The organism is Pseudomonas sp. NFACC45 (genome assembly GCF_900113505.1).
GTDB lineage: Bacteria > Pseudomonadota > Gammaproteobacteria > Pseudomonadales > Pseudomonadaceae > Aquipseudomonas > Aquipseudomonas tehranensis.
The window spans coordinates 458,184-477,099 of sequence record NZ_FOPO01000004.1 but is presented as its reverse complement, the minus strand read 5'-3'; the positions used below and the strand labels follow the sequence as shown (position 1 = coordinate 477,099).

The following is an 18,916-nucleotide window of genomic DNA, read 5'->3' as shown; positions in this document are numbered from 1 at the left end:
GTGGACCCGCAACCCTATGTATCTCGGCATGGCGCTTATCTATGCTGGCCTTGCGATCAGCTTCGACGGGCCGATCGCCTTCGCCTTGCTCCCGTAATAGCCTGAAACCAGCACTACTGTCTGTGCTGGATTTGTGTCGATTGGAGGTGGGTCAGTGTTGCGTTAGCACATGAATCAATCGGTGCCGGCATCAACAACCCCTATCAAAAGCCCGGTGGTCACCTCAAGCCATTGCTTGATCAGCCGCCATACCTACGGCAATTCGGCGCATCGTCTGCATGGAGACGCGTGCGAAATAAGACAGACGATGACTGGGGGGCTCTCTTACGACTGCACGACCTGACAACCATGAGCAAGATGGCCGTTTGGATCTCCTGCAGTTATCCTCGCCCGACGTTGACGCGGGCACATCCCTACCGATGTGCGATACGCACCAATCCCTGGTCATGCAACGCGCCGAACTCGCTACTGCTCAACCCCAGCACGTCCATCAACACCGCCTCGGTATCAGCCCCCAATTGCGGTGCCGGCTGCGGCGTGCGGTAGTGGCCGTTGAAACGCAGGGGCATGCCGGGGGTGAGTATTTGGCCGATGCCGGGTTGCTCCAGTATTTTGAACAAGGGGTTTTGCTCGGAGCAGGACGGGTCTTCTTCGAGCAGGGTGCTGATGCTCTGATAGTGGCTCCAGCACACGCCGCTATCTTCAAAGAGGGCGGTTATCTCTTCCAGGGTGCGCTCCGCCACCCAGGGGCTGACCAATGAGGCCAAGGCCTCACGGGCGTGGAAACGCTCACCTTCGCGATTTAGATCGACCTGTAGGTGTCGACCCAAGGCCTCCACCTGTTCGGTGATAGCTGTGACCTCGCAGAGGCTGCGCCACTGTTTGAGGGTCAGACCAACCACCATAATGCGCTGCCCATCACGGGTCACGAAGTCGCGGCCAAAGGCGCCGAACAAGTCATTGCCGTGGCGTTGCCGTTGTACGCCGCGCTGGGCTTCGGCAAGAAAGCCCAAATGGCCCATCACTGCCAACGCCACATCTTCCAATGCCAGCTTCACCTGTTGACCAATGCCCTGCCGGCTGCGCTGACGCTCAGCGGCAAGTAGCCCAACGGCCGCCATTTGCCCAGTGATCAAATCCCAGGCTGGTAGCACATGGTTGACCGCGCCATCGATGTCTTGCGGGCCGGTGAGATAGGGCAAACCAATGCGCGGATTAATCGTGTAATCAACCGCCGAGCCGCCATGGCGATCGCCCTGAATGGTCAACTGAATCAGGTCCGCGCGCTGGGCACGCAGGGTGTCATAATCTAACCAGCCTCGGGGTGGAAAATTGGTCAGCAGCATGCCGGCGTCTAAGCCCGGCGCGGTGATCAGCGCCTGGGCCAGTTCACGGCCCTGGGGCTTGTTGATATCAATGGCCACCGAACGTTTGCCTTTATTGAGCCCGGCCCAGAACAAGCTGGTGTTGTCGTCGGTGACCGGCCAGCGGCGATAGTCCAGGCCGCCGTCGAGACCGTCGACGCGGATCACATCGGCCCCCATCTGCGCCAGGGTCATGCCACCTAGCGGAGCGGCGACAAAGGCCGATACCTCAATTACGCGCATGCCCTTGAGAATTGCCTCGCTCATCAGGCGACCTCAGCTTTCAGTGCGGCTTCCAGCAGGCTGCGGCCAATGACTTTCAACGCCAGGGTTTCTTCGGCGCCCTCAAAAATTGACAGTACCCGCGCGTCGACAAAGTAGCGGCTCACCGCCACTTCCTCTGCATAGCCCATGCCCCCGTGAATCTGCAGGGATTCGCGCGTCACCATTTCCGCGCTGCGGCAGGCAAACAACTTCACCAGGCTTGCTTCCATTCGGCCCTCGCCCTGAGCCAGCATACGTCCCACCGAATAGGTGAGATAACGGCTGGCGACATAACGTGCAGCCATTTTTGTCAGCTTGGCGCCGGTCAGCGGATAATCCGCCAGTGGGGCACCGAACACCTTGCGCTCCGTCGCATATTGCAGCCCCGCCAATAGAGCCGCCCGCATCACGCCGCTGGCCCGTCCGGCCGTTTGCATACGCCCGCCTGTCATCCCCGCCATGGTGTAGTAGAAACCTCTGCCCAGGCCCTGAGTCTCGCCAATCACATTGCCGTCGGGAACAAAGAAGTCCTCGAACGACAGATCAAACGAATGCATGCCACGGTAGCCGATGGTAGGAATTGCCCGCCCGGTAAGGCGCCCTCCCCCGGGTTGACGAAAATCAAAGTCATGGCCGTCGTAACTAGGCTTCTCCGCCAGCAATAAACTAAGGCCGCGGTGCCCCAGTTTTTTGTCGGGATGAGTACGGGCGACCACCATCAGCACCCCTGCCTTTCCGGCAAAGGTACACCAGGTTTTCGCTCCATTCAGGCGCCAGCCGCCCTCGCAGGGAGTTCCTCGCAGGGTCAGGTTGGCCACATCGGAACCATAATCAGGTTCGGTAATTGCAATCGCGCACAACGGCTCCCCCACAGCCAGTCGCGCAAGCCAGTGCTGCTTCTGGGACTCAGTGCCGCCGCTCAGTAGCGCTCTCGAGAGAATTTCCGGACGAGTGATCAGGCTGCCTGCTGCAGCCAGTGAAGCCTGAGACAGGGCCTCGGTGACCACAATCATGGTTAACGGATCCTCCTGATCGTCTGGAGCGCTGCCTCCGTACTGCTCAGGAATGGACAGCCCGAAGACGCCCATATCGCGCAAGGCTGTCAGCAAGCTGTCGGGGATGGTGAGATCTTCGCGATGAATGTGCTCGGCAAGTGGTGCGACGGTGTCAGCAGCGAAGCGGCGGAACTGATCCTCAATCATCGACAGTACGTCCCCCATCGCCACCTGACCGATCTGCTCCGGGCGTTCTACCATTAAACGCGCACTGTCATGCAGGGCAACACTCGATAAAACACTACGACGTAATGCACGCAGTTTAGGGTCGGCAGCGATGGCATGCAGGGCGCTATCAGCCAGATCCAGCTCAGCACAAATTGCCTCCAAGCGATTGCGAACCAAGGTGATGGCCTCTACAGCAAACACCAAAATCAGGCGTCGATCCACCGCGCTAGTACCGGCATCAATGGCCTGCAATGAACGCTCGGCGGCCAACAATTCAGCACTGGCCCAAGCGAGTTCGAAAGTCGGTACTTGCATCAGGTCCAGCAGGTCAGCATCCAGTTGCTGGCCCTTGGTGCAGCGTGAAGCCAAGGCACTGGTGGACTGCTCCAGTACGCCGCGCAACTGTAACAGCAGGCCCAGCAAATCGTTGGTAGCGGTAATTGGCAGCATAGGTCGAACTCCAAACGTTATTTAGCTGGCAGTCGTTGGCAGTGAATGGCAGACATGTGGCGGGTCAGCAGCTCTCGGGCACGGGCGACGATCGGCGCATCGATCATCTTGCCGCGGAAGGCAAAGGCTCCTCGCCCCTCGGCTTCGGCACAGGCATACTCAGCCAGCAGAGCGACGGAGTATTCAACCTCGGCATCGCTAGGAGAAAACACCTCGTTAAGCACTGCCACTTGCTCAGGGTGAATGCAGAAGGCGCCGATCATTCCCAGCTGCCGCCCCAGTACGAGGGCCTGACGAAAACGTGGGATGTCACTGAAGTCGGCAATCGAGCCTGGAAAACCAAAAGGCAGAATTCCTGCGCGGCGGCAGGCAAAGGCCACTTGCTGGTTGGGCCACAGTAACGTTTCCGGCACAGGTTCCATTCCCGCGGACACGGAAAAATCTTCCGGGCCCAGGCTCATGCCCATCAGCCGTGGCGAGGCCGTGGCAATTTCATCCAGTAAGGGCAACGCCGCTACGTCTTCGATCTGCGCGAGGATCAGCGTTTGTCCCGCGTCCATACCCCGCTCGGTTTCCAAACGGTCTAGTTGCAAGGCCACGTGGCGCACCACCTCAGCAGAGGCCACTTTGGGCAGCACCACGGCGCAAACGGGGGGGCTGACAATTGCCTGCAAATCCAACAGCCCGCCGCCATCGGGTGTATTGATACGCACCAATACATCCAGGCCACGGTTGGAGATGTTCTGTGCGGCGCTGCTGGCAGCGTCGCGAGCTTGTGTCTTTTGCCCGGGAGCAACACTGTCTTCGAGGTCTAGGATGCAGGCATCAGCGTTTCGTTCATGGGCTTTTTCAGTGAACTTGCCAATATGTGCGGGAACAAACAGCAGCGAGCGCCACATTGGGAATGCACGACTCATTGCGGCACCTCCACATCGACTGTGGCGATCATGGTGACAAAGCCATCCTGGTTCTGCGTCCACAGATCAACACGATCGCCACTGCGTTTGCTGCACAGCAATAAATGGTCAGTGTCGAACACCGGGCGCACAGCGCGAAAACCAAAACTGCTTACCCGTACCTCGGGCATTTGTATCGTCACCTGCTCGGCCAGTAAGGTCGCCAACAATGGGCCATGCACCACCAGCGCCGGATAATGCTCCTGCCGCGTGGCGTAGTCGCGATCGTAGTGAATGCGGTGACCGTTGAAGGTCAGCGCGCTGTAGCGAAAGAGCAGTACCGGGTCAGGTTGAAACGGCTGCTTAACATCCGCTTCATCTGGCGCTGGCTCGCCGGGCAGCGAGGGGCTGGGGCCGTAGGCCATTTCCCGGTAGACCAAGTGTTGTTTCTCCACGAGACAGCGTCGTCCCTGCTGGATGATCTGATGTTCCAGGCTGACAAACACCAGGGCCCCGGTTTTTCCCTCCTTCAGCTCAACAGAAGTGACCACCGAGCGCTGTTCGGCCAGTTCGCCGATGCGCAATGGTCGCTCACACATGAACTCACCCGACGCCCACATACGTCGAGGCAAGGGCACCGGTGGCAGGAAGCCTCCGGTTCTGCCATGGCCGTCAGCACCCAGGTTGGTACGCTGGGCGCAGTCATTGAAGTACAGCCATTGCCAGGTAGGTGGCAGCGTCTCGCCTTGCATAGGCACCTGTTCGCGATCCAGCGTAGCGCTCAGCGCCTGGACGGCGAACGGCGCCAACAGTTCTTCACGCACACGCTCGCGGCCTACCCAGCCACGCAAGTAGTCGATATCAATTTCAGTCATCGCGCGCTGTCTCTGCGGTGAGTAACGAGAGCCCCAATGCCGCGCGCCGGGCCAACCAGGGGCTGGGGCGGTAACGCGGGTCACCGCTGAGCTCATGCATGCGGGTAAGAATGTTCATCACCCGCTTGCCACCAATGGCATCGCCAAGGCTTAGCGGTCCTTGCGGGTAACCCAGACCAAGGCGCACCGCATCTTCGATGTCAGCGACACTGGCGATACCCCGTTGAACAATATCGGCAGCGATATTGACGATAGTCGTCAACACTCGCTGGACAACGAACCCGCAGCTGTCGTTGATCACCGTCACTGGTGTGTCTTGTGCGGCCAGCATCGCCCAGGCGGCATCGCGCACCTCTGGACGGGTGACGCTGCTGAGCATCAGGGTACGGTGGTTTTCCAGGCCAGGCAGCGGGTCCACGGCCACCGTTCGGGTGGGGTCGAGACCGTGCACGGCGCAGTAACGCGAAACGTCATCGCCCCAGAACTGCACCAGCGATATATCCGCCTCATCAGGTAGATGGTGCAGCATCATGCCGACCTCCAACACCAGACCTTGCAGGCGTTCGTAGTCGTCGGCAGCCGGGTCCACCCAGACCAACAACTCGTGGTTGAGCGCAGGAACAGGCCGAGCAGGTGCCACCTGTTTTTTGAGGTTGTCGCAGTAGCGATACCAGCCTTCACCCGTCTTGCGTCCATAGAGGCCAGCACCCAGGCGCGGCGCGACCAGAGGCGATGGGCGAAAACGCGGCTCTTGGTAAAACTGCTGGTAGATGGACTCCATCACCTTGCCGGACACATCCAGCCCGGTAAGGTCGAGCAGCTCAAATGGGCCCATGCGAAAGCCACCGGCTTCGCGCATCAATGTGTCGATGTCCTGCACCGAGGCCACCTGCTCCTCGAGGATGCGCAAGCCCTCGGTGTATAGCCCACGGCCGGCATGGTTAACCAGAAATCCCGGCTGGTCTTCGGCCACCACCGCGCGGTGACCCGCCCCCACTACCACTGATTGCAAGGCAGCGACAGTGGCGGGCGCAGTACGCACAGCGGCGATGACTTCGGCGACCTTCATCAAGGGTACCGGGTTGAAAAAGTGCAGTCCGGCCACGCGTTCGGGACAGCGGCAACCGGCAGCGATATCAGCGATCATTAGCGAAGACGTATTGCTGGCCAGAATCGCCGTATCACCCAGCACCGCTTCCAGGGCAAGGAACAACTCACGCTTGATACCGAGGTCCTCCACCACCGCTTCAATAGCCAAGTCGCAACCGGCCAAGTCTTCGATGTGTGTGCAGGCGGACATGCGCGCGATAATCGCGTCGCCTTGCTCGCGGCTGTAACGTTCTTTGCTAACAGCCCTGTCGATCAGGTCACGGACAAACTCGATGGCGCTCTGCGCGGCGCCCTCGGCAGCGTCATAACAACGCACCGAATGGCCGGCTTGGGCGAATAACTGAACGATTCCGCGGCCCATGGTGCCGGCGCCGATCACGGCGATACTGTGGATACTCATATTTAGTTTCCCGTGTAGCGCGGCGGGCGTTTATCAAGGAATGCACGCATGCCTTCGGTTTTGTCCTGCGTGTCGAACAGCAGTAGGAATTCGCGATGTTCCAAGGCCAGTGCAAGGTCCAGCGATTGATCGGCGCCCAGCGCCAGCACCCGTTTGATTGCTCGCAAGGCCTTGGGCGGCATGGTTGCCGTGGCTTGGGCGAGGACGATGGCGCGCGCCAAGGCGCTGCCCTCCGTCACCAACTCGCTGACCAAACCCAACTGGCTAGCGCGCTCGGCGCTGAGCAGTTCACCGGCCAACAGCATCAGGCTGGCCACTGGTTTACCCACGGCACGCAGTAAACGCTGAGTACCGCCAGCGCCGGGCATAATGCCCACCCTCGCTTCGGGCTGACCGAAGCGCGCCGAGTTGTCGGCGACCAGGATGTCGCACATCATCGCCAACTCGCAGCCCGCCCCCAGGGCAAAGCCGCTGACCGCCGCAATCAGCGGCTTCTGGCTTTTCGCCACAGGCGCCCAGTACTGGCCCAGGTCCAACTCCGCCACTTGTTGGGCGCCCTTGTCCACCAGTAGATTGAGATCGGCACCAGCGGCAAACACGCTATCACCGCCGGTAATCACGATCACCGCCACACCGTTGTCACGCTCCAGTTCCTGCATGGCGCTGGCGATGGCGACACGCATGCTGAGGTCCAGTGCATTGCGCTTTTCAACACGGTTCAGCCGCAAGATAGCCACCGCGCCATTGCGCTCTACCACCACCGGTGCGCTCATACCAGGTAGTCCACGGTGCTGGTGAACTGCGGCTCGCGCTTCTCTGCAAAAGCGGCAAAACCTTCGCGAAAATCGGCACCGAGCAACAGCACCGCCTGGTCGTCTTCCTCGCGCTGCAGCTCTTCGGCCAAGCTCGCCGACGGGTGATCCAGGCGATTTTTCATTCGAGAAAACGCGTCGCGCGGTAAACGACTCATCCTGCTCGCCAGGCTGACTGCTGAGTCCATCACATTTAGACCAACACATTCATCCGCCAAACCCGCGACGACGGCCTCCTCGGCGGATATGTTTTGGCCGTGGGTCAGCATGCGCTTTGCTTCGGCGACACCCACTCGGGCAGGTAGTGTTCGCAGCAATCCCCAATCGGGAGAGAGACCCAGCTTCAGAAAAGGGAACAGAAACCGTGTCTTGGTGCCGGCGAGCACAACGTCTCCCAGCAACGCCAGTCCAACTCCCGCTCCTGCACAGATGCCTTCTACTGCCGATATGACAGGCATCGGAAATTGCCCCAACAAACGGCAGAGCTGATGGATGTGCTGCATTCGCTCACGCGCACCGGACTCGTCCAGATCAGCCATGGTCGTAATGTCGCCACCAGCGGAAAACATCCCTCCAACACCTCCCAAGATAATGGCTCGACAAGCCGCCTGCTCACGCGCCTCAGTCAATGCATCGATGAGTGACTGGCGTACGTCATGGTTTATCGCATTGCGCTTCTCGGGACGGTTAATCAGCAACCGCCGGACGCCGGGTGCGGGATCATCAATCAGGATGGCCATCAGTCTTCTTCTCTACCAATGATGGAAATCGAGCAAACGTTCTGTGATGGCTGCCCGCCAAGGTTGTGAATCAACCCAGTACGCGGGTCTGGCAACTGCCGCGGACCGGCGCGCCCCTGTAGCTGCAAGTAGATTTCGTAGAGCATGCGGATCCCGCTGGCGCCAACCGGGTGACCGAAGCACTTGAGACCGCCGTCAATCTGACAAGGCACTCGGCCTTCGGCGTCGAAGGCGCCATCCAGTACGTCGCGCACCGCCATACCTGGCTCAGAGAGAAACAGATCCTCCATGGTCACCAACTCGGTGATGGAGAAGCAGTCGTGCACCTCAGTCAGACTGATCTGTTCGCGTGGCCGGGTGATGCCGGCTTCGGCGTAGGCTTTCCTGGCAGCAATGCGGGTGGTGTGCACATAGCTGCCATCCCAGCCATTGCCCTGCATTTCCCAGCCATTGGAGACTGCCACTTGCAGGGCCTTAAAGGTCACCAGATCGGTCTTGCCCATGGCCCTGGCAATGTCCGGGCGGGTGACGATCACTGCCGCTGCCCCATCGGAAACGCCACAGCAATCAAACAAGCCCAGGGGCTCAGCGATGATCGGCGCCTTCAGGCACTGCTCTTCAGTGATGATTTTGCGCAGGTGCGCCTTGGAGTTCTTGGCACCGTTGGCGTGGCTTTTGACCGACACATGGGCGATGGCCCGTTTAAGTAGCTGCGGGTCAACGTTAAAACGCGCCTGGTAAGCCGAGGCCAGTTGAGCGAAATTGGCCGGGGCCACGGCGCTGGGGTACCACTGCGGAATATAGGTACCGACTGTTGCTACCGGCAGGCCGCCGTAGCCGGTGTCTTTCAGCTTTTCCACGCCCAGGGCCAAGGCGATATCGCAGGCGCCAGAGGCCACCGCATACACCGCCGCGCGAATGGCTTCCGAACCGCCGGCGCAGAAATTTTCTACCCGAGTTACACCAATATTTGGCAACCGCAAGGCAATGCTCATCGGTGTACCGCCACGGCCGGTGCCCACATCTTCCATGTGGGTGGAAAACCAGGCGGCGTCGATTTGCTCCGGGGAGATGCCTGCATCAGCCATGGCCTCACTGTAAGCCTCGACCATCAAATCTTCCGGGCTGGCGTCCCAACGCTCGCCGAAGCGGCAGCAGCCCATGCCGAGAATCGCAACTTTGTCTTTGATACCAATGGGCATGACGAATTACTCCAACGGCGCTTGCGGCGCGGGGGTGTGAACGGGGGTGGCTTTCCAGAAGTAGCGCTTGAAACCGCGCAGGTCGTCGATGTCTTTGATGCGAAAGACCATCTCCACCTCGAGCGCGGTCTGCACTTCGCCCTTGGCGACGTCGGTGAATTCCATCAGGATGCGACCGCCCCCCTCGAAGTCGATTTGCCCGTAATGATGGGGCGGCGCCATATAGGACGACAGCGACTCGGCGGACCAGCTCAGCACCCGGCCAAGGCGGTCAGCCAGGGGATGGGCGTCCTGCGTATCCAGGGCGGCGGCATCGGGGGTGTAGGTCAGCCGTGAGGGTGGGAAATGCACGTCACCACTCACACGGCAACGCCCGGCCACCAGGCCGAGAATGGCGCGACGATGGCGATAGGCTGTGCTCAGCGCGGTCTTTTTGTCTTGCTCACCGCGCACACCGCGCTCCAGTTGCAACTGGCCCTTGTAGGTGAGAAAGCGCGTATAACTGAGCTCTTCACGGCCACGGGCCAGCCAGCCGGACACGCCACGGCGAGCGGTGAAGTGTTTGATTTCATCGGTCACCCGCAGTACCACGGCGCGAGCACCGCTGCCAAATTGGGCGAGCACGATCACCTGCCCCGGCTCGGCACTTTCCAGGACATTGGCCAGCAGCAACAGGCCATGGCCGACGCCAGTGTTACCCACTTCTGCCGCCAGGCCATCGACCACCGCTTCGGCAGGGATGCCACAGGCCTGGGCCAGTTGCGCATCCATCTTCGCCAGCGAGGTGGGGAAGATGAAATGTGCCACCGCTTCGGCGTCCACGCCGCTGTCGCTCAGGGCGCGTTTGATCACCTGGGGCATGCAGCGACTAACGCCTTCATCACGCACCCAACGCTCTTCGCCGAAATAATCGATCTCGCGGCCAGTGAGGCGGAAGTGGTCGATAAAGTCGACGCTCGACGCCGCCTGGCCGAGCACTTCTGCGATCACCTGTTCACGACCGAACAACAGCGCGGCAGCGCCATCACCGTAATCCAGCTCCTGCGCGCTGGCGGCGCGGGTGCGGCGGTTGTCGGCGGCTGTCAGCAACACAGTGCCTGGGGCGCTAGCGGCACTGGCCAAGGCTTGGGAAAAACCGGCCAGGGCCGCGCACTGCGAGCCGGTGACGTCACTGGCGCCAGTGTACTCACCCAGGTTTAGCGCTTCGGCAACCACTGCCGCGTTGAGGCGCTCGGCAAACGGCAGGGTGCACGAAGCGAGAATCACCTCGCGCACTCGGCCCTGCAGGTCCTGTCCGCCCAAGGCATCGCGTGCAGCCGCGACCGCCATGGTAATGCTGTCCTCATCCCAGTTGGCCATGGCGCGATGGCCACGGGCTTTGCCTTTCAGCTCGGGGGCGTACCAGGCATTGGCCGCTACCACGGCTTGCCGGCTCAAACGCAGGCGCGGGATATAGGCGCCGAATCCGGTGATACCGATGCTCACAATGCAGTCCTCATTTTAGGTTCCAGTGCTTGCGTAAAAACGTACCGATGCAAACGATGGCCTCGCGTGCTTCCGCCAGCTCGGCGGCGAACTGTTGGAAAACGTGGAACATTTGCGGCCATACCTGCAGCTCAACCGCAACCCCTGCTGCGCGGGCCTTGGCGGCAAACAGCGTGCTGTCGTCCAGACCGGTTTCGCGGTCGCCGACTTGGAGCAGCAACGGCGGCAAACCGGTCAGATCGCCATGCAGCGGCGAAGCCAAAGGGTCAAACGGATCGCCGTCCTTCCCCAGATACTGCGCGGCCAGGGCAACAATCATTGGGCGTTGGTGAATGGGGTCAGACTCGGCACGGGTCAGGTAGCTTTCGCCACTGGCGCTGAGGTCGGTCCAGGCCGACAGCAACACAGCGGCGGCCGGCAACGGGCGGCCTTTGTCGCGTAGGGCCAGCAAGGCCGCGGCGGCCAACCCACCACCCGCGGAATCCCCCGCGATGGCCAGTTGATCGGGTTCAAAACCCTGGGCCACCAACCAGTCGTAGACCGCAAGTACATCAAGCAGGGGTTCGGGAAAACCATGCTCAGGCAGCAGGCGATAATCGACACCCAGGATCCTGCAACCCGCGGCCACAGAAAGGCGCACCATCAGGTCATGGTGAGAGGTGAGCGAGCCCATTTTGAATCCGCCGCCATGCAGATAAATCAACACCTGCTGCTCGGCGACACCGGGCGTTTTGATCCAGCGCACCGGCACACCGTTGGCGCTGGCGTCTTGGGTTTCACACGTCAGCTTATCGGCCCAAAACAAGTCATCCCAATCGCGGCGCAGGGTTTCAATCGGCGTGTGCCGACGCCAGCGGCCGTACACGGTCTGGATGCGGGCAATTACCCGTTCCACCGCCTCGCTTTGAGCGCCCATCAGCAACCCATCCCGCCAGAGACACCAAGGGTTTCGCCGGTAATAAAACTGGCGTCACGACTGGCGAGAAACACCACGGCAGCCGCCACTTCATTCGGCTCGCCCAAGCGCCCCACCAGGGTGGAGGCCTCCATGGCCGCCAACAATTTTTCACCGCCACGGTCGAGGGCTTTGCGCAGCAAAGGCGTATCCACTGGTCCTGGCGCGACCACATTGACAGTGATGCCATAACGGGCATTTTCCCGGGCAATGGATTTACTGAAGGCGATCACACCGCCCTTGGCAGCGGCATACACGGCGCCACCTTTGGAGCCCTGACGGCCAGCCTCTGACCCGACATTAATGATTCGCCCGTAACCGGCCGCCTGCATCGCCGGTAGCGCGGCGTGGGTTGAGGCAAATACGCCTTCGAGGTTGACCGCCAACAAGTAGCGCCACTGCTCCACCGTGGTTTTGGTGAAGAAGTCATGCTGGTCATAGCCAGCGTTGTTAACCAAAATTTCGAATGGACCTAGCATGGTCACCACACGCTCTACTTCGAGCAGGTCGGTGACATCCAGGCGAACGGCCAGGCCGCCCACTTCATCGGCCAGCCGCTCGGCGCTGATCATATCCTGCGCGGCAATCACTACCTTGGCGCCCTCGGCTGCCAGACGCCGAACGATGGCTTCGCCAATACCTTTGGAACCGCCAGTGACAAAAGCCCGTTGACCGGTCAATGCACGCATGGTCATTGGCCCTCGAACTGCGCGGTGCGCTTTTCGATCACCGCCGCCAGCCCTTCACGCACATCACGGGTGCGGCACAGCTCGGCAACGGTACGGCTTTCTTCCGGCATCGCGGCATCGACGCCAAGACCAATGCCCGCCCACAGCAAACGTTTAGTCGCGGCCAAAGCCAGAGGAGCGGCCTCGGTCATCTGCTGGGCGTAGGCCATGGCGGTAGTCCGCAACTCAGCATCTGCGACGACTTGGTTGATCAAGCCCATTGCGAGCGCTTCCGGGGCTTTCACCACCGGGTTCATGAGCAACATTTCAGTGGCTTTGCGTGGTCCTACCAGGCGCGGCAAGGTCACCGACAAACCAGCGTCCGGCGCCATGGCCACGCGAGTGGCACCGGCAAGAAACTTGGCTGACTCACCCGCGATCACCACATCTGCCGCACACACCAGTCCCATGCCGCCGCCGCCCGCGGCAAAGCCCTGCACAGCGGCAATTACCGGCGCATCCAAATGGATCATGGCGCTGATGGCAGCCTGCAAATACACCGTGGCTTGACGGATGTACTCCGGTAAATCGTCACCCTTGCCGACAAAGGTATGCACATCGCCGCCGGCGCAGAAGTTAGCGCCGGCCCCGGTGAGCAACACCACGCGCACACGCCGTTCGCCATGACAGCACATTAGCGCCGCGATAAGGTCTTGCAGCGTGGGAATATCCAGACCATTGGCGGCGTCCGGGCGATTCAGGTGCAAGTGGGCAACGCCGCCATGCATGCTCAACAGCACGGCACCGGAGGTGATCAACAGTTCAGGCTGGCTCATCAAAGGGCACTCAAATCAGGAATGAAAGGGTGTAGAGGGCTTTGTCGGTGTTGACCAACACCACCTTTTTTGCGGGCCATGCGCAGGCCAACTGATTCGCGGCGCAACAGGTACTCGTTAGGGGCGCACCAGACTGTTTCGGCGCGCAGGTTGGACTCGAAGACCCTGGCGTTGGCCGTCACGCGAATTTCGTCGCCACTGGTTTCAACGCTTCGTACTTTAGGGATGGAGGACGCGCGTCCAATCGTCGTTTTGGACGAATTTCGTTCGAGCTATTGGTTAACCGACGTTTGCAGGTCGAGGCGGAATCGGAAGACCGCCCCATCCAGACCACGACAAAGCGCATTCCCTGTACGGAGACTTCAGCCTCGATGCTTTTGATCCTGGGGGATGGAGGCCTTAAGCGCGGTGGCAACTCGGCCCGTGACATACAGTTCGCCATGCAGGCGGGATTGAGGTGGCGCAGGGATGCCGGCAAGCCGCGAAATGCTGGATAGACACACCTCCAGGGCACGCGCTTCGGGCAATGCCTCGCCAGCGCAAACACCCTGCAACACGCAGAACATTGCCAAGCACGTGTTACGCAGGTCCTCAAACTGAAAAAAACCTCGCTGTTCACCTGTCCGCAGGATCGTTTCCAGCTCAGCGTCATACTGCGATCTCAGTTCGCTGACCTGCGCCCTACCCGCTTCATCAAGGCTACGAAAATCCAGCTGAACGATGCGGCTTTCAGCCCGCCTTGCGTAATGAAAGCTGACGTAGACACTCACAAAGCGTTGCAGCATCCGCACACTGTCCAAGCGCTTTGGGCGTTGTTCCAACCAGGTAGAAAGTAGGTCTTCCAAGAACTCGCAGTGCACATCCAAGAGCAGTTGACCTTTACTTTCGTAGTGGGTGTACACCGAACCGGAGCGCACCCCGAGCGCCGCCGCGAGCTGGCGCAACGACATGGCCTCGAAGCCTTTATCCGCCATCAGGCGCACAGCCTGCCTTTTGACTTCTTCCACCCTGCTCATATTTTTCACGCACTCTGCTGATTTCTGAGGGCGCTCAGAGTCTGCGCGAGGGGTATGGGTCAACTCGTCGGTTTCGACGGTTTTGCAGCGGTTGAAGAAAATTGTCCGACCGGGGGCATAATCGCTCAAGGACGGCGCTTACAAGCAATCCCCCATGGATTTCCAAAAGTGGATCGGCACGATGAAAAATTGCTAACTGATTCATTGAGTTAGCTCGTCGCTGCGCCAGCTCGCCGGCGGCGATGCAGGCCGGTGCCAGCGGGCGTTCGGAAGCCTCGAAAGTGATGACGATAAAAGCGATGGGCTGGCCGAGGCCCTATCTCGTCGGAAACGACGACAGGCAACCAGCCGTGAGGATTGAAAATAGCCAAAACAAAACCCGGCGGCGGATAACCGGGAACAACAAACTGGAGTGCTCCATGAATCAGAATGTTCTGTTCATTACCGGTGCCGGTAGTGGCCTCGGGCAACTCAGCGCCAAGCGCGCGCTGTCCGATGGCTGGGCTGTCGCGGCCATGGACGTCAACGCAGCCGGCCTCAACCAATTAGGCTCCTCACCCAAGCTGCTGAAATTGGTAGTTGACATCACCGACCCCACCGCTGTGGAAGCAGCGGTCGAGCGCTGCGAAACCGAGCTGGGCCCCATCACCCGACTGACCAACGCCGCCGCAATCATGCCGTTGGGACTGCTGATGGAACAGCCGCGCGAGGTCATTCAGAACATCATGGCGATCAACTTCGGCGGCATGGTCAATCTGTCCAAGGCCGCACTGCCGAAGATGATCGCCCGTGGCCGCGGGGAGTTCGTCAGCTACGCCTCCATGGCGGGTCATTGGCCGATCATCTACATGGGTGCCTACAACGCCGCCAAACATGCAGTCACCGCCTACACCGAAGTGCTGTTCCACGAGACCCGCAACAGCGGAGTGCGCATCGTCTGCGTGTGCCCACCCATCGTTGCCACGCCGCTACTGGATCAAGCCAAATCGACGGTATGGCCAAAGATCTTCGACGTCTTCCCGCCTATTACCGCCGAAGTGGTACTGAACAAGATTGAGCGTGTACTCAAGGGCAACAAATTGTGGGTGTTTCCCGGACCGATGACTGCCATGTCCTGGAGACTGCGGCGCTGGATGCCCAACATCCTGTGGTGGACTGTGCATCAGGTCGAAAAAATCTAAAGCTGTTGGGTGCGCTTCGCGCATCCGTCGGTCTGCGCTTGATAGCCCTGGTGCACACAGCCCCATGCATGGAGCGCGACCACCTTCACAGATTCGTCGGATGCGACGATACCGCCGCTCCCCGCTGTTTCCACAATAGCTGCCAGGCCGCTACGCATGGGCGTTGCGGACCTTTATTGAAACAGCGAAGGAGCACCATCGATGTCCGAAACCAATGCAGCAGAGTTTCCCACCCATAAGTTTGTCACCCATCGGCGCACCATCACCGAGACCGACATCGTCAATTTCGTCAACCTCACGGGCTTTCATGAGCCCTATTTCATCGACATGGAATACCTGAAGGCCAACATGTCCGGCGCCCACCAGAACCGCTTTGCCCCGGGGCCAATGATCATCTCCTACTCGATGGGTTTAGTCTCACCGATTCTGATGAAGGTTGTCGCCGACGTCCTCGAAGGCCATGCCGTGGGCAACTTTGCAGGCATGACTGGGCTGCAGGCACGCATTCATTCCGCCGCATTCCCTGGTGACACCTTGCACGTAGAAGGCGAAGCCAAGATCAAAGCCATCAGCAGTAGCGGCTTTACCATTCTCGACCTGCTGCACGTTACCAAAAACCAGCGTGGCGAAAAGGTCGTGGAATTCACCGAAACCGTACTGTTTCACAGACCCGGTACGACTGAGTAAACCCCACTTCCCCCCGCTCGCTCCCCCCTACCTCGTCAGCGCATCAAATTTTTTCGACATGGGTGGGTTGCCCGCGAGCGGCGGCAGAACCTTAGGTTACGGTCTGCCGTATCGACCTTGCCCTTCTGCCCTGACGGGCGATCTCGCTACGCGCATGCACCAGACTAGCTCGTGTCGATGCGCGTAAACGGACTTGCGCACCCATGCTGCATCGCCACAGCATAGGTGCAGGAAACGTCAGACAGATGCCCTCACACTCTCAGCACGGGTCGAATGGCCAGTCGCCTGAAGCCTTCCCATAGAATTGCCTTCCTCGGCAAAAGCCTTCGCCTGGGCTACATGAAAATGCCGGCCATTAAGTAAAAAGTGCGACAGCGCGGGAATCAGCACCAGCGCAGCCAGCATGTTCCAAAGGAACATAAACGCCAGCAGGATCCCCATATCGGCCTGGAATTTGATCGGGGACCATACCCAGGTGACTACGCCCACCGCCAAGGTGACGCCGACCAGGGCTACCATCTTGCCAGTAAATTGAATGGCCCGACGGTATGCCTGCTGCAGGGAGAGTCCCATACGCTGGCCTTCCAACTGGACGCTGAGCAGGTACAGGGCGTAGTCCACCCCGACGCCAACGCCGAGTGCAACCACTGGCAAGGTGGCAACCTTAAGGCCGATGTTCAACTGCACCATGAGCGCTTCGGCCAGCAGGGAAGTGAGCACCAGCGGTAGGAGGGCCACCACTACAGCACGCCAGCTGCGGAAGGTCATCAGGCACAGCAAGGCAACGGCGAAATAGACGGCCAGCAACATTTCCAACTGCACACTTTTCACAACGATGTTGGTCGCCGCCTCGATGCCCGCACTGCCGGCAGCCAGCAAGAACTGGCGGTCCTTCACAGTGTGTTGTTCCGCGAACTCGCTTGCCACCTTCAGCACAGCATCCAGCGTGGCGGCTTTATGGTCTGAAAGGTAGGCCAAAACAGGCATCAGTGAGCACTCGCTGTTGAGGAACTGGGAGTTCCACACCAAGGCATTATTGACCTGCGGCCAGAGAACCCCCTTATTGTCGCTGATCGTGAACCACTTCGGACTGCCTTCGAAACCACCAGAGGTGTAGGCTCGTACCGTATCGGCCAGCGAGGCGGTGGCCTGGACTCCAGGTACTTGGGACAGCTGCCGGGCAAGTCGGTCAGCCTCGGTGAGAGCCTCGTACGAGCCACACTGGTCTGCGGGCGTCTTTATCATGACTGCAAACACATCGCTGGAGACGCCGAACCTCGAAGTAATGAAGGCGTTATCGCGGTTGTAACGCGAGTCGGGACGTAGCTCAGGACTGCCGGCGTGCAGATCGCCCACCTGCAGTTTGCTGCGTTCTACCAACGCCAACGCCGTAAGGACCAGCGCCACGGCAATCGCCAGGACAGCCCAGCGGCGCTCGGTGAAACGGTCGAGGCTGTTCCAAACCCGATCAATGCCCAGCTTATGGATAGTCGTATCGTGCTCGATGATGTGTCGACGCGCCGCTTCCTGGCTGATACCGGTAAACGACAGCAGCACCGGCAGCAGGATCAAGTTGGTGACCACCAGCATGGCGAAACCGAGGCTAGCCGACAGTGCCAACTCGCGGATGATCGGAATATCCACCAATACCAGCACGGCAAAACCGACGCCATCGGCAATCAGCGCGATCAGCCCCGGCAGGAACAAGCGACGGAAGGTATAGCGGGCAGCGACCCAGGGGTGGGTACCACGGGCGATATCCTGAGCAATGCCGTTCATTTTCTGAAGGCCGTGGGATACGCCAATGGCAAATATCAGGAAGGGAATCAGGATGGTGAAAGCGTCCAGGACACCACCGAAGGCGATCACCAGCCCCTGCTGCCAAAGCACCGCAATAACCGAACAGAGCAGCACCAGGGCGGTGCTGCGAACACAGCGGGTGTGGAAGTAGATGATCAGCGCCGCCACCAGCGCGGCGACAATGAAGAACAGCATAACCTTGTAGATGCCATCGATCATGTCACCGGAGATTTTGGCGAATCCGGTGATGTAGATGCCGAGATCAGCCCCCTCGTACTTGACGCGAATGCGTTCGAGGGCCTCGGACAAGTCCTGGTAACTCAGCGGCTGGCCGTCCACGGTCGCCAGCAATGGAATCTCGATCATGCTGGAGTGATAGTCGGTGGAGATAAGGCTGCCCACCACCCCCGCACGGGCGATGTTCAAACGCAGTTGTTCGATAGTCTCGGGAGAACCATCGAAGTTGCCCGGCATCACAGGACCGCCGACAAACCCCTCCTCGGTGACCTCGGTCCAGCGCACCACAGGCGTCCAGATCGACTTGACCCAGGTCCTGTCTACGCCCGGGATACGGAAGAGTTCATCGTTCATCTGGCCGAGCATCTTCAAGTATTCGGCATCGAACACGTCGCCTTTGCGGTTCTCGACCACAAAGCGCACGGAGTCGCCGAGCCCGCGCAGCTGGTCGCGGTTGTCCAGAAAATTGCGAATGAAGGGATGACTGTGCGGCAGCATCTTGTCGAAGCTGGTGGTCACTGTCAGGTTACGTGCCTGCCAGGCTGAGAACAGCGTGGCGATGACGCAGAAGGCAATGATGAGCAGCCGATGGTTGAAGATCATGCGCTCGAAAAAGTTGCCGGAAAGCCGGTTGAATAGCGCGGGATCACGGATGACGCTCATCAGTCCCGCGCCTTCATGCTTGCTGTCGATCATCAGGTTCTTCTCATTGTTG

16 protein-coding genes and 1 pseudogene are annotated in these 18,916 nt (G+C 59.9%); 3 read left to right on the top strand and 14 right to left on the bottom strand.

Annotated elements, in window-relative coordinates; all coding sequences use genetic code 11:
- Nucleotides 1-94, top strand: a pseudogene (locus BM132_RS10090) (isoprenylcysteine carboxylmethyltransferase family protein); the annotation flags it as partial.
- Nucleotides 95-413: 319 nt separating this feature from the next.
- On the opposite strand, the gene BM132_RS10085 reads toward BM132_RS10090, so the two are convergent.
- The 13 genes from BM132_RS10085 to BM132_RS10025 all read right to left on the bottom strand — a co-directional run bounded on the left by BM132_RS10085 (nt 414) and on the right by BM132_RS10025 (nt 14,425).
- The gene (locus BM132_RS10085; protein WP_092455064.1) at nt 414-1,631 is read right to left on the bottom strand and encodes a CoA transferase; all 1,218 of its coding nucleotides are present in this window, start codon (nt 1,629-1,631) and stop codon (nt 414-416) included.
- Nucleotides 1,631-3,301 carry an acyl-CoA dehydrogenase family protein gene (locus BM132_RS10080; RefSeq protein WP_092455063.1) on the bottom strand — a complete coding sequence of 557 codons (1,671 nt, stop codon included), beginning with the start codon at nt 3,299-3,301 and terminating at the stop codon, nt 1,631-1,633. The genes BM132_RS10085 and BM132_RS10080 overlap by 1 nt, the downstream gene beginning before the upstream one ends.
- 17 nt (nt 3,302-3,318) lie before the next feature.
- A complete protein-coding gene (locus BM132_RS10075; protein WP_092455061.1) occupies nt 3,319-4,218 on the bottom strand; it encodes an HpcH/HpaI aldolase/citrate lyase family protein in 900 nt (299 codons plus the stop codon).
- On the bottom strand, nt 4,215-5,072 hold the full coding sequence (locus BM132_RS10070) for an HTD2 family dehydratase (protein ID WP_092455059.1): 858 nt from the start codon (nt 5,070-5,072) through the stop codon (nt 4,215-4,217). The genes BM132_RS10075 and BM132_RS10070 overlap by 4 nt, the downstream gene beginning before the upstream one ends.
- Nucleotides 5,065-6,582: a 3-hydroxyacyl-CoA dehydrogenase gene (locus tag BM132_RS10065; protein ID WP_092455058.1), complete on the bottom strand. Its 1,518-nt coding sequence runs from the start codon at nt 6,580-6,582 to the stop codon at nt 5,065-5,067. The genes BM132_RS10070 and BM132_RS10065 overlap by 8 nt, the downstream gene beginning before the upstream one ends.
- A 2-nt stretch (nt 6,583-6,584) precedes the next feature.
- The gene (locus BM132_RS10060) at nt 6,585-7,355 is read right to left on the bottom strand and encodes an enoyl-CoA hydratase-related protein (protein ID WP_092455056.1); all 771 of its coding nucleotides are present in this window, start codon (nt 7,353-7,355) and stop codon (nt 6,585-6,587) included.
- Nucleotides 7,352-8,134, bottom strand: coding sequence for an enoyl-CoA hydratase/isomerase family protein (locus BM132_RS10055; RefSeq protein WP_092455055.1), 783 nt, complete (start codon nt 8,132-8,134; stop codon nt 7,352-7,354). The genes BM132_RS10060 and BM132_RS10055 overlap by 4 nt, the downstream gene beginning before the upstream one ends.
- Nucleotides 8,134-9,336, bottom strand: a complete 1,203-nt coding sequence (locus tag BM132_RS10050; RefSeq protein WP_092455053.1) for an acetyl-CoA acetyltransferase — start codon at nt 9,334-9,336, stop codon at nt 8,134-8,136. Before BM132_RS10050 ends, BM132_RS10055 begins: the two co-directional genes overlap by 1 nt.
- A 6-nt stretch (nt 9,337-9,342) precedes the next feature.
- Entirely contained in the window at nt 9,343-10,821 is a 1,479-nt protein-coding gene (locus BM132_RS10045; RefSeq protein ID WP_218157838.1) for a hydroxymethylglutaryl-CoA synthase family protein, read from the bottom strand.
- A gap of 10 nt (nt 10,822-10,831) precedes the next feature.
- Nucleotides 10,832-11,737 (bottom strand): alpha/beta hydrolase fold domain-containing protein, encoded by a 906-nt coding sequence (locus tag BM132_RS10040; protein WP_092412217.1) that lies wholly within the window; start codon nt 11,735-11,737, stop codon nt 10,832-10,834.
- On the bottom strand, nt 11,737-12,465 hold the full coding sequence (locus BM132_RS10035; RefSeq protein WP_086936774.1) for an SDR family NAD(P)-dependent oxidoreductase: 729 nt from the start codon (nt 12,463-12,465) through the stop codon (nt 11,737-11,739). The genes BM132_RS10040 and BM132_RS10035 overlap by 1 nt, the downstream gene beginning before the upstream one ends.
- Nucleotides 12,466-12,467: 2 nt before the next feature.
- Nucleotides 12,468-13,280, bottom strand: coding sequence for an enoyl-CoA hydratase/isomerase family protein (locus tag BM132_RS10030; protein WP_177218170.1), 813 nt, complete (start codon nt 13,278-13,280; stop codon nt 12,468-12,470).
- Between the two features lie 362 nt (nt 13,281-13,642).
- On the bottom strand, nt 13,643-14,425 hold the full coding sequence (locus BM132_RS10025) for a TetR/AcrR family transcriptional regulator (RefSeq protein ID WP_143092338.1): 783 nt from the start codon (nt 14,423-14,425) through the stop codon (nt 13,643-13,645).
- A 290-nt stretch (nt 14,426-14,715) separates the two neighbouring features.
- Here BM132_RS10025 and BM132_RS10020 point away from each other — a divergent pair, with 290 nt between their 5' ends.
- Both BM132_RS10020 and BM132_RS10015 read left to right on the top strand, forming a co-directional pair.
- Nucleotides 14,716-15,477: an SDR family NAD(P)-dependent oxidoreductase gene (locus BM132_RS10020; RefSeq protein ID WP_177218169.1), complete on the top strand. Its 762-nt coding sequence runs from the start codon at nt 14,716-14,718 to the stop codon at nt 15,475-15,477.
- A gap of 201 nt (nt 15,478-15,678) precedes the next feature.
- Entirely contained in the window at nt 15,679-16,164 is a 486-nt protein-coding gene (locus tag BM132_RS10015; protein WP_092455047.1) for a MaoC family dehydratase, read from the top strand.
- Nucleotides 16,165-16,401: 237 nt separating this feature from the next.
- Here the strand turns inward: BM132_RS10015 and BM132_RS10010 are convergent, their stop codons facing one another.
- A complete protein-coding gene (locus BM132_RS10010) occupies nt 16,402-18,897 on the bottom strand; it encodes an efflux RND transporter permease subunit (RefSeq protein WP_218157837.1) in 2,496 nt (831 codons plus the stop codon).
- Nucleotides 18,898-18,916: the final 19 nt, after the last annotated feature.